Annotated in this window: 9 protein-coding genes; 5 read left to right on the top strand and 4 right to left on the bottom strand. The window is 50.2% G+C overall.

Translation table 11 applies throughout. The annotated features are described in order from the left end of the window. Window positions 1-200: 200 nt before the first annotated feature. A complete protein-coding gene (locus ABXT62_RS15435) occupies window positions 201-647 on the top strand; it encodes a hypothetical protein (RefSeq protein WP_415356183.1) in 447 nt (148 codons plus the stop codon). A gap of 360 nt (window positions 648-1,007) precedes the next feature. Here the strand turns inward: ABXT62_RS15435 and ABXT62_RS15430 are convergent, their stop codons facing one another. Together ABXT62_RS15430 and ABXT62_RS15425 are read right to left on the bottom strand one after the other, a co-directional pair. Next, window positions 1,008-1,961, bottom strand: a complete 954-nt coding sequence (locus tag ABXT62_RS15430) for a hypothetical protein (RefSeq protein ID WP_415356182.1) — start codon at window positions 1,959-1,961, stop codon at window positions 1,008-1,010. Between the two features lie 198 nt (window positions 1,962-2,159). After that, window positions 2,160-2,516 carry a DUF3127 domain-containing protein gene (locus ABXT62_RS15425; protein WP_415356180.1) on the bottom strand — a complete coding sequence of 119 codons (357 nt, stop codon included), beginning with the start codon at window positions 2,514-2,516 and terminating at the stop codon, window positions 2,160-2,162. A 176-nt stretch (window positions 2,517-2,692) separates the two neighbouring features. Here ABXT62_RS15425 and ABXT62_RS15420 point away from each other — a divergent pair, with 176 nt between their 5' ends. From ABXT62_RS15420 to ABXT62_RS15405, 4 genes are all read left to right on the top strand, one after another. Further along, window positions 2,693-4,597 carry a TIGR00341 family protein gene (locus ABXT62_RS15420; RefSeq protein ID WP_415356179.1) on the top strand — a complete coding sequence of 635 codons (1,905 nt, stop codon included), beginning with the start codon at window positions 2,693-2,695 and terminating at the stop codon, window positions 4,595-4,597. Window positions 4,598-4,823: 226 nt separating this feature from the next. Further along, the gene (locus ABXT62_RS15415) at window positions 4,824-5,705 is read left to right on the top strand and encodes a TIGR03619 family F420-dependent LLM class oxidoreductase (protein WP_415356178.1); all 882 of its coding nucleotides are present in this window, start codon (window positions 4,824-4,826) and stop codon (window positions 5,703-5,705) included. Window positions 5,706-5,724: 19 nt separating this feature from the next. Beyond that, on the top strand, window positions 5,725-6,300 hold the full coding sequence (locus ABXT62_RS15410) for a lipocalin family protein (protein WP_415356177.1): 576 nt from the start codon (window positions 5,725-5,727) through the stop codon (window positions 6,298-6,300). Between the two features lie 90 nt (window positions 6,301-6,390). Continuing rightward, window positions 6,391-8,343 (top strand): acetoacetate--CoA ligase, encoded by a 1,953-nt coding sequence (locus tag ABXT62_RS15405; RefSeq protein ID WP_415356175.1) that lies wholly within the window; start codon window positions 6,391-6,393, stop codon window positions 8,341-8,343. Window positions 8,344-8,361: 18 nt separating this feature from the next. Here ABXT62_RS15405 and ABXT62_RS15400 read toward each other — a convergent pair whose 3' ends face one another. Both ABXT62_RS15400 and ABXT62_RS15395 read right to left on the bottom strand, forming a co-directional pair. After that, a complete protein-coding gene (locus ABXT62_RS15400) occupies window positions 8,362-9,456 on the bottom strand; it encodes a cytochrome P450 (protein ID WP_415356173.1) in 1,095 nt (364 codons plus the stop codon). A gap of 335 nt (window positions 9,457-9,791) precedes the next feature. Beyond that, window positions 9,792-11,084 carry a spinster family MFS transporter gene (locus ABXT62_RS15395; protein WP_415356172.1) on the bottom strand — a complete coding sequence of 431 codons (1,293 nt, stop codon included), beginning with the start codon at window positions 11,082-11,084 and terminating at the stop codon, window positions 9,792-9,794. Window positions 11,085-11,366: the final 282 nt, after the last annotated feature.

The following is an 11,366-nucleotide window of genomic DNA, read 5'->3' as shown; positions in this document are numbered from 1 at the left end:
TGCAATTACGATTAAAGCACGCTCGGTGGCCATCGCTCGGTTCACGTCATCTAAAGCATCGGGATACTGGAACAACATTTCTCACCATAGCTCTTTTATCCGTTCTATACTTGCTGCATCTTTTTCCTCTTTATTCTGCGAGGGGAATGAGAAAAGATGTGGCACGAACGCAGAGAATTATAGGTTGATAAGGGGGATACATGTTAAAAAAAGATGTTTCAAAAACGTTTATTGTACTGGAGATAGCGGTAGGCGTGCTTACGATTGTGTACTGGATATGTTTCTTTTTCGTGCCGGACAGCGTCCAGTCTTTCCCCGAGGAACCGAGTTACATGATCTTTGAAAAGGCATTTGTTGCTGCGGACATGTGGATGGCCTTGGCATTCTTCCTCTCTGCTTATTACCTTTTAAAAAAGAATATGAAAGGAATACTCTGGGGGATTATAGCAGGGGGAACGTCTGTGTACCTCGGATTGATGGATTCGCTGTATAATATTCAGAACGACAAGTATGCCTTTATTTTTTACAGTAACGACAGTCAGGTAGACATGATTTTTGAGTTGATTATAAACCTCGCAAGTTTTGTTTTCGGGGCTGCTGCAATTATTTATGTATGGAACTTTATAAAAGCAGAGGACGTTAAATAATAAAAGATTGAGGGAGGCGGTATGACGCTCATCCGCTTGCAATAGCTAAGGTGCTGGCCGTAGTCGACCGGGCGATTTTCATTCGCCTGATACACAAGGCTACCCACTTCCACACCCTGGTGCTAGATGGCGTGTACGTCTATCTCGATAATCGGGCTCACGATTTGGTACCCATGACACCTGAATCGCGCCATTCCTACGCATTGACTTTGGGCGCCGCATTTTTAATATTTTGCTGGGTAATGTGAGTTCGAGTTTTCATTTCTTGCACCTCTATTATTTAAGAACCAGATTGAAGATAGCATGAGCGTGTATGGGCGTAACTTTTAGACATTAAAGTGCGACATAGATTATTGGCCGCTATAGACCCGGATATACTAGGCTTTGGGGCTTGTAGGAAGTTCGGTAACTGTACCCCGTGATCCGGCGTTGCTCGTCAAGGTTGAAGAGGTGATTAACCGCGTCGGGTAAGTCGTCAAGGCAATTGTGCGTGATGCGTTCGTAGTGTTGTATGAACCTGCGCAGTGCATCATCATCCATTAGATTTCTGGCCTTTTCTGGGGAAAGCGAGGCGGCAAGTTTGCGTTCCTGCTCGCGACGCCAGTTGAAAACACAATCAAACGATGGTGCTCGCAGCATGATCCATTGATCAAAAAGCGGATAGAGTGGAAGAAAATGGCTAGCTAAAAACGCGTTAGAGTAATCGCGCCATACGACACGGGAGTCCTCGTCTCGCTCGAGATCATTCACAGGTTCAGCCAGAGTTTCGCCAGATTCAGGCTTCGCTCCAAGGCACCAGCCTTCCAGTAATACGCATTGAACGGGCGTATCAATGCTGTCCCAATCTGATAGGGGGCGCCGGTCGTCCGTGGCTTTATCAAAGCGTGGAATCGCAATCGGCTTGTTAGAATGAGTGTCGAGCAATTGCTCCAGTGTCAGCCGCAGAAGGTTCATATCGTGGGTGCCTGGGACGCCTCGTGTCTCCAGCAGCGGATGAATCGATGCTGCAAGCGCTCGCCGTTCACTGTGGGTCAGATAGAAGTCATCCAGTGACAAGGCGACGGTGTTCATGCCCTGTTCTTCCGTTAATACGTGACATAAATAATCAGAGGCTGTCGTTTTTCCTGACCCCTGGCAGCCGTTGAGTGCGACCAATATTGGTCGATTCACTTTGCGTTGGAGTCTCACAAGAGAGAGTGCCACAGGGGTGAAACACTGCAGCGCTGTCTCCAAATAATCAGTACCCAGGCGGTGCCGCTCTAGGAAGGCGTGTTGCCATTTTGGTATGCGGGCTAGCTCGTGGCTGGAGGTCAATCTGCACCCTCCATTTTAACGGTGAGTCATCTTAAGAGACCTTTGGAGCAGCAGGAATGTTTGGCAGAGTCATGTTAGGTTCCTGTAGCGAGTGTGTGATGTGTCTGTGTGCACGATGCGAGCCAAGCAGGCACTGACTAAACGCCTTTGAAAACACCTTGCCACAGTGGACATTTCGCAGGGATTATCCCGCCAGTGCTAGAACGGAATATCGCCTTCGTCAAAATCACTTGAGGTAAAATTCTCGGGCATGGGCGATTCGCTTTCGTTAGAAAATGTACTGTCTTCGCCCATGGTTGCGATCTTCCAACCCTGAAGATTATTGAAATATCGTCCGTTGTACTCCCGGCCCCGGATGTCAAAAGTGACGGTAACTGTCTGTCCGGTCTGAAGAGAATCGAGGAGGCTCACCTTCTCTTGAACAAACTCGATATTGATCTCCTGCGGATACTTCCCGTCTTCAACGATCACCACCATCTCCCGTTTGGTGAAGCCACTATCGAATGTCTTCGGTTCCTGAATGATTTTGATCTTCCCAGTTAAATCATATGCCACATCATTATCCTCTTCCTGAATCTATTAAACCTTCGTGCCAGTAGGGCATATAGTCTAACCCGTTGACCGGAGAATGAAAGGCGGATGAGCCAGAGGCGGGGTTGCACAGAGCGTCTGGATATGCCTAAATTTCTGGTAAACTAAGTTTAAACGCAGAGACTGTAGGGAATCAGCTTTTGAAAGACGATACGCTGCGCAATACGACCGCCGCTGGCCTCTATTTAATACATGATGCTGGGCTTGAGCCAGAAACCATTGAAGAGTTGTCTGAATTGGCAGACATTATCTTTGTGCCTTGGGCGGAGCGGGACAATCCCCCCCCGCTGGCACGTGTGCTGCTGTATCTCGGTGATGAGGCGATTCGTGATCTGGCCTTACAGGCGTTGGAGCAACAGTGGGGGGTTGGCATTTTACCGCACCCAGAGGCGTCGAGGGCCATGGCGGCCATGGGCGTCAAGGGCGAGATATTGGCTGTGTTTGATCATTATCTCAATGCGCCGGTCATCGGTGCCGATGCTCTGACCTGTAATGGAGAGCTGGTTTTCTCCTCGGTGGTGATAGGGCGAGTTTTGGCTCTGCGCCCTCGTGATATCAACCGTCCACAGACGCCCTGGAGTACGCTGACAGGCGCTCTCAAGGGCTTGAGTAAGCTAAGGCTCAGCCCTTACAAAATCACCACAGGGAAGGACAGGGTGATTCAGCTGGCTGCTCTAGGCATGGTTGCCTTGGGGCAAACCCAAAGTGCCTTGGTGGAGCGGGCATTCAGCGAGCAGCTGGGCATTGCTGATGGACGCGTTGCGCTCGTGGTGCTTGCCCCACGGAGTATTCTCAGTTATCTGTGGTTTTTACTGCGTCTACTGTGGCCCCAAAAGATAAGCCTGACGCAATTGCCAGCGTCCCTCAGTTTGGTGCGGACCGATCGATTGCATATTAGTGCACCCGAGGGTGCGGAATACATTATTGATGGTAAACCTGTGCATGCCGGGGAGATTGAGTTGCAGGTGCAGGAAGGGCGTTTGCGGCTGTTGCCGGGGCCGGCACTATTGCTGCAGCATGAAGAGCACCAAGTGGTCGATAAGGAAACCGTGCGCCTTAATCACACGCCAGTGGAAGAGGGGGCGCGCGCCTTAGCAGATGTGCCTTTGCCGCTGTTCAGCCATGCGACAGAGGAAGAGTATCGTGAACTGTTTGTCTCATTACGAGATAACGCTAAGGCTACACATTCCTTTCAGGTACTGATGATTCTGAGCGTGTTACTGGCGCTGGCAGGTATGTATGCGAACTCGGCTCCTGTGATTATCGGGGCGATGATATTAGCACCGCTGATGCTGCCTATTGTCTCTCTGGCTATGGGTCTGGCTCGCACCGAATCTAATCTGATTCGCACTTCCATGCACACTCTATCGGTTGGAGTCTTGTGGGGACTTGCCTGTGCTGTGTTTGTGGCTTGGGCAATGCCTCTGGATGTGCCTACTGCGGAAATGACCGCACGCATGTCACCTACTTTAATGGATCTGTTTGTGGCCGTGATTTCGGGCGTTGCTGGAGCCTATGCCTATGCCAAAGAAGAAGTAGCAAAGAGTTTGGCGGGCGTTGCTATAGCCGTAGCCTTAGTTCCTCCGCTCAGTGTGGTCGGGATTGGGCTCGGTTGGGGCGATTGGAGTATGGCCGGCGGGGCAATGTTACTTCTGATAACTAATCTGGTGGGTATTGCGCTGGCAGCCAGTGCAACATTCCTAGTGCTGGGCTTTGCGCCGTTCCGACGTGCGCGGGCCGGCATAGGTGTCTCCCTGTTGATCATGCTGGTGATCAGTGCGCCCCTGACCCTTTCGTTTTACAGCCTGGTACAGAAAGACCGAATTCTGGAGCATGTGCCTACAGGGGAAATTAAACTATCTGATGTCACTGTGAATATCAGTCGCGTCGATGTTGCTCTGAACCAGCAACCGCATCTGGTGCGGCTGGTGCTAAGCGCTAACCGCATGCTGAGAACCTCTGATGTAGAAGAACTGAAGGCGGTCGTTAGTGACCGGGTGGGGGAGCCTATCCTGCTAGAGGTACAGTCAAATATTCGACGGTGAGCTGAACGTAGCAGAACGGTACCCCAGTGTTGGACGTTGCTAGCCCCATAGCATCGAGAAGTTTTAAAGAGGTTCTCAGATAAATGACAGAATATTAATCCCTGCTTGCAGCGGGTTACATTTGTTCTTATCCACAGAGACACCATTTGCGATAGAATTGTAATCCACTGGTGCGCCGTATGCGTATAGTAAAAAAAATACACTTGTGAGTTAATCGAGGAAAACCATGAAATTTGCCTACCATCCGACAATGTGTCCGCCCGATCAGTATCTACCTTTAGCCAAGGCTGCAGAGGCTATTGGTTTTGATACATTTACTTTTCCGGATAGCATTTGCTACCCACAGGAAGGTTCTGACGTATATCCGTATAACGACGATGGTACACGCGATTTCCTTGATGGCGTGCCATTTTTAGAGCCCTTTGTCGCGATTCCCTATCTTGCCGCCGCAACCGAAAAAATTCGTTTTACAACCTCGGTTATTAAGCTCGCTATTCGTCAACCCGTCATTGTGGCGAAGCAGCTGTCCAGCCTTGGTGTAATGATTGGCGATCGCTTTGGATTTGGTGTGGGGATCAGTCCTTGGCCAGAGGATTTTCTCGCTTCCCAGATCCCTTGGGAAAAAAGAGGAAAGCGTATGGACGAAATGATGGAAATAGTGAACGGATTGATGACGGGCGAATATTTTGGCTACGACGGCGAGATCTTCCAAATGGATCCGATCAAACTCTGTCCGGTGCCAGACCATCATATTCCGTTGTTGGTCGGTGGCCATGCGAAGCCGGCATTGCGCCGAGCGGCTAGACTCGGTGACGGTTGGATTTCTGCGGGTTCGTCGTTGCAGGAATTAACACAGATGATTGACCAGATAGAAGAATTTCGAAAAGATTACGGAAGAGAAAACCTTCCTTATGAGTATCATGCTATGACAGAGGCCGCTTACACCGTCGACGGTTTGGAAAGCTTGGAGAACGCTGGCGTGACGGAAGTGATTATTGCTTTCCGTAATCCATACGACGGAGAGCCCGATACGCAGTCAGTAGAGGAGAAACTCGGAATGCTCAATTGGTACGCAGAGAATGTGATGCAGCCTTACCGTAATAAATGACCCTTCGAGGCGGTTGCCTATGAACACGTTCTTTCGGGGCTCGGCGATTACAGTGACTGACACGAGCACTAGGATAATGGTCCGATCGGCCTGGACGTTACTTGCTGCTGCCATGCTATCAGGGTGCCTCGGGGTGCCAGCCTCTGTGGAGCCGGTTCAAGGCTTTGATCTCAACCGTTATCTTGGCAAGTGGTATGAGATTGCACGGTTGGATCACTCATTTGAAGAAGGGCTAGACAATGTTACAGCAGTGTATTCACTGCGAGACGATGGCGGCGTAAATGTCGTCAATCGAGGGTTTTTGTCCAAGGACAAGGTCTACAAGGAAGCACAGGGCAGGGCGTACTTTGTAAACGATAGCGATGAAGGGTATCTGAAGGTGAGTTTTTTCAGACCTTTTTACGCCTCGTATGTCATTTTTGAGCTGGATCAAGACGGTTATCAGTATGCCTTCGTTTCCGGGCCAGATACCTCGTTTCTTTGGCTGCTATCGAGAACACCGACGGTAGAGCAGGCGTTGCTGGATCATTTTATTGAAACATCCGCCAGCCTAGGTTTTGATACTGAAGAGCTTATTTTCCCGATCCAGAAATAGATTCTTCAGTTGTGATAGCGAATTTTTTTTTTGATGTGGATACCCACACCAGACAGTCCGCGCAACATCGCTTGAAAGAGTCAATTGAGCATGACAAGCCCACTGTGGATCCCCGACCGTGGCAGAATAGCCGCCGCTACAATTACTCGGTTCATTGCTAAGATTAACGACCGTCATGGCATCGCTCTGGACGGTGAATACTTCACTCTGCATAATTGGGCTGTTGCCAATCCGCGCGAATTCTGGGAAGGGTTGTGGAGCTTCTGTGAGGTCACAGCGAGTCAATGTTGCGACTCAGTATTAGAGGAAGCGGAAAAATTCCCAGGAGCACGATGGTTCCCTCAGGCTCGCCTCAATTTTGCGGAAAACTTGTTACGTTACCGAGACGACCGAATCGCCCTTGTGTCCTTGCGGGAAAACGGCGAACGGCGTGAGATTTCTTACGCTAATCTTTACCTGCGCGTTGCTAAGTTGGCATCTGCGCTACGTGCGCAGGGCGTTGTTCCAGGTGATCGAGTCGCCGCCTTTATACCCAATATCGAAGAGGCGGTTGTCGCGATGCTGGCAACAACCAGTATTGGAGCGGTGTGGTCTTCCTGTTCACCTGATTTTGGCATCAATGGCGCCACGGATCGTATTGGCCAAATTCAACCAAAGGTATTGTTTGTAGCTGACGGCTATTACTACAATGGTAAGGCCTGTGATTCGCTGCAGCGCGCCTCTGCCATCGTTGAGAGTATTGATAGTATTGAGCTGACAGTGGTTGTCCCTGTGTTGAGTAAGCGGCCAGACCTGGAAAATATTTGCAATGGCATCCTGTTTGAGGATTATTTGGACGACGCGGCCACTAGGGTGCAGTTTGAGCAGCTCCCCTTTGATCACCCGCTTTACATTATGTATTCCTCCGGCACAACTGGCGCTCCAAAGTGCATCGTGCATGGCTCAGGTGGTTCGTTGTTGCAACATTTAAAAGAGCATCAACTGTTGCTTGATCTTAAGCGCGAAGACGTCTTCTTCTACTTTACGACCTGTGGCTGGATGATGTGGAATTGGCTTATTTCAGGCCTTGCCAGTGGCGCCACTCTGGTTCTATATGACGGTTCACCTTCTGCTCGCAATGGTCTGCGCCTGCTCGATGCTATTGATGAGGAGAAGATCAGTATTTTTGGCACCAGCGCAAAATTCATATCCGCGCTGCACAAGGCCGGCCACAGACCCTGCGAGAGCCATAATCTGAAGTCTCTGAATGCCATACTGTCAACGGGATCGCCGCTGTCGCACGAGTGTTTTGAGTACGTCTACAGTGACTTCAAGCAGAACGTTCGTCTTTCTAGTATATCCGGCGGCACGGATATACTGTCGTGTTTTGTGGGCGGCTGCCCGATTTTACCTGTGTATGCGGGTGAGATTCAGGCGCCTGGCCTGGGTATGTCGGTTGAAATATGGGACGACGAGGGCCATTCCGTTATAGAGCGCAAAGGGGAGTTGGTTTGTACTGCACCATTTCCAAGTTGTCCGATAGGTTTTTTCAATGATGCGGACGATAGTAAGTTTCGCGCAGCGTATTTTGATCGCTGGCCCGGTGTCTGGGCGCACGGTGATTACGGTGAAATCACACAACACGGTGGCTTTATTATTCATGGCCGTTCTGATGCTGTCCTTAATCCCGGTGGCGTGCGTATTGGCACCTCAGAAATTTATCGTCAGCTAGACGCTGTTAGAGAGGTGCTCGACAGCATTGTGATTGGTCAGGAGTGGATGGATGATGTCAGAGTCGTACTGTTTGTCACCTTGCGAGAAGGGCTTACGCTGGACGATGCGCTTTGTGTGAAGATACGCACCTTAATTAGAGAAAACACGACGCCTCGTCACGTGCCAGAAAAAATCCTGCAGGTAGCCGATATTCCGCGAACGCGCAGCGGCAAGATCGTGGAATTAGCTGTGCGCAACATCGTTCATGGGCTAGAGGTTTCCAATATTAATGCATTGGAAAATCCCGATTCCCTGGATCTCTTTCGCGATCTATCCGCGCTCAGAATATGAAGTCTAAAAGTCTGCCGTTTATGTTTCAGGGTCAAATGTAATGTGCATGGACTTGATGCTGTTCACAAAATAATCACGTACGAACTCGACGGGTGCTGCAAATTTTGGATTTTTAAGTCGCGGTATCAACTCCTCAAACATCACTTGCATCTCTAGTCGCGACATATGCGCACCGATACAGAAATGCTCGCCATTGCCGAATGCACGGTGTTGACTGGTAAGCTCAGGGTTTCTTTTGAAACGCTCTATATCAAATGTCTCAGGGTTTGCAAAAACGTCAGGGTCATGGTTTATCGCCTGCCAGTTGAGAACCATTTTGTCGCCTGCCTTCAGTTGCTGGCCCTGAATTTCAATATCTTGCATGACAGTGCGGCGCATCTGAACAAATGCGGGGTTATAGCGCAGGGCTTCTTCTACGGCAAAGGGCACCAACGATGGATCATCAACCAGTTTCTGTAACTGGTCGGGGTTCTCCATTAGCAACCGCATGCAGTGCGCGATAACAGAACGCGTACTCTCATTCCCCGCTGCAATGAGCATCAAGAAGAACACTTGAAACTCGTCAGGAGTAAGCTTTTCATCGTTTACGCTGCCATCGAGTAGCGCGCCAACGATATCGGTTAATTTATGGGTCTTATGTTTTTCCGCTAGCGAGGCTGCGTAGGCATAGACCTCGATCGCTGCTGTCTGCGAGGCGATGGCCCCATCGACGCCACTCATGTCTTCGTCTTCAGTAAAGATCATGGTGTTGGTCCAGTCAAAAAAGCGTTTCTTGTCCTCCATAGGAATGCCGCACAGGGACATGATCGCAATCAGTGGTAATTCCGCAGCAACGTCGATAACGAATTCACATTTTCCGTTCGCGGCAATTCTATCAATGGTCGCTTTAGCGACCTCGCGGAATCTTTCTTCGTAACCCTGTACCGCTTTGGGTGTGAAAGCGTTTCGCACAATGCGACGATATTTGACATGCTCAGGCGGGTCCATATTGACTAGCATGAGCCTCGATAGCGCGCGCTCTTCCTCAGGCATTTCTTTCGGCAGAATGGTCTTGGCCTGGCTTGAAAATAGCAGAGGATTCTTGCACACGTAATCTGCAATGTCTTTTTTCAAAACGGCCCAGTAGGGGATGTTGGTGATCGGGTCCTGAATATATGCCAGTCCTCCTGACTGTTCACGAACTTGGGCAAACAGTTCGTGGTGACCACCGTCGACGTAGATATCGGGGTCCAGAATATTGGCAAAGGGGCATTGTTGTGTAATAAATTTCTACCTTGTTTACAGAGGTCGCAGTTGCGGGATCGAGCATACCTAATATTAGCGCGGCATCAAATTAACCTACAGGAATCGCCTATACAACGCTTTAGTTATAGGTGGTTAGTATAAAGAGATAGACGGAGCGGGTGATGATGCACACGCATTAGGACAACGCATGGCTCTAAATTTCTTCACTGCGGAGCGGCTGCAAGATCCTCGCGCAATGTTCGTGCCGCCAGGAAGAAGTGACAGGCCGACCAGAACATTATTGGCGGCAATAGGTATAGCATTGCGTAGCGGAGTGACTCTATACCGAGGCTGGGTTCTAAGTAGTCACTGAGCATACCGATACTCCAGGGTCCTAGCCCTAGGCCGATAATATTAATGATGAGAAATAGAATGGCGGAAGACAATGCGCGCATGCGCAATCCGACCAGGCCATGAGTGGTTGCTATGGTGTTGCCAAGGTAAACATTGAACAGTATGCCTGGAATAATTCCCATCATCAGTGACGTGTAAGCCCCCGCAACGAGATACGTGGAAGCCGTGAACGGCACACAAATTATACCGGCCAAGGCGGGAAGCCACATATACCAGCGCTTGTCACGCGGCGCTAGTCGGTCGGCAAGCAACGCACCGCAAAAGACACCTACCGCACCCCCGAGCCCAATGGTTAGGGCGAGCCAGGTGCCCAGTTCGCCGGTAGACATTCCGTGGGATCGGATCATAAAGGACGCAATCCAGTTACTGATGGAGTAGCCCGCAAAGGCGTTTAACGCAGCGCCCATTGCCATATGTCGGAATGAACGACGACTCCATAGCAGCGATACGACCTCCATCATGGGAACCGGCGTATCAACGACTTGGCGATGCTCGACGAGCCCTCGAATAGGTTCTGCAATGCTCATGCGCACGACAATGGCAAGTAAAATTCCCGGGGCTCCTACCACAATGAAGGCAACACGCCAGCCGAAATATTCATTAAGCCATCCGCCGGCCAAGAAGCCGAACAGGATTCCGATACTGACGCCCATGGAATAAAATCCAATGGCACTGGCGCGTTCGGTAGGAGGGAAAATATCGGAGATCATCGAATGAGAGGGCGGGCTGCCGCCGGCCTCACCGATACCGACACCGATGCGCACCAGCAATAGTTGCGTATAATTGAGGACCGCTCCGCTGAGAGCTGTCATGAAACTCCACACAAACAGTGACAGTGCGACGATATTACGTCTATTGCCACGGTCGGCCCATCGTGCAATGGGAATACCAGCAATCACGTAAAAAGCGGCGAAGGCGAAGCCGGTCAGAAGCCCTAACTGGCTATCCGAGAGATCAAGGTCGGCCTTCACCGACTCCTGGAGTATTGCTAAAAGCTGCCTGTCAATAAAGTTGAAACTGTAGACGATAGTCAGTAGGACGAGAGCGTAATAGGCGCTTTTTTTAGACGCGTAAGGGTTGTCTGTCGTTTCCTGATCCTGCATAAGCAAAGGTTCCTAGGCGTAAGCGCCTGCCACCACCCACGGGCATCGTTGCAGTAATGGGTGCGGCGACGGGCATAGCTATTATTGTTTCGTGCTCCAGTCGGCGGCGTCCTGTTGCTGGCCCGAAGCACGGCTCTTAGTCTAGTGCGATGACTGGCCGATACAAAGCAATAAAACCGCTAACAACCTTTAAAGTTCCACTTTATGGAGAATAGCGCCAGCCTTTGGCGATATGTGATGATTAGCCCTAGTACCTATAATTGGCAGGGTGTTAGTTGTACC

It is taken from the genome of Halioglobus sp. Uisw_031 (assembly GCF_047729875.1).
GTDB lineage: Bacteria > Pseudomonadota > Gammaproteobacteria > Pseudomonadales > Halieaceae > Marimicrobium.
This window is presented reverse-complemented; position numbering and strand designations above follow the sequence as displayed.

Bases quoted from the DNA above. Each gene is read 5' to 3' on its own strand.
- ABXT62_RS15405 (WP_415356175.1), top strand. From the start codon at position 6,391: ATGACAAGCCCACTGTGGATCCCCGACCGTGGCAGAATAGCCGCCGCT.
- ABXT62_RS15395 (WP_415356172.1), bottom strand. From the start codon at position 11,084: ATGCAGGATCAGGAAACGACAGACAACCCTTACGCGTCTAAAAAAAGC.
- ABXT62_RS15410 (WP_415356177.1), top strand. From the start codon at position 5,725: ATGAACACGTTCTTTCGGGGCTCGGCGATTACAGTGACTGACACGAGC.
- ABXT62_RS15435 (WP_415356183.1), top strand. From the start codon at position 201: ATGTTAAAAAAAGATGTTTCAAAAACGTTTATTGTACTGGAGATAGCG.
- ABXT62_RS15415 (WP_415356178.1), top strand. From the start codon at position 4,824: ATGAAATTTGCCTACCATCCGACAATGTGTCCGCCCGATCAGTATCTA.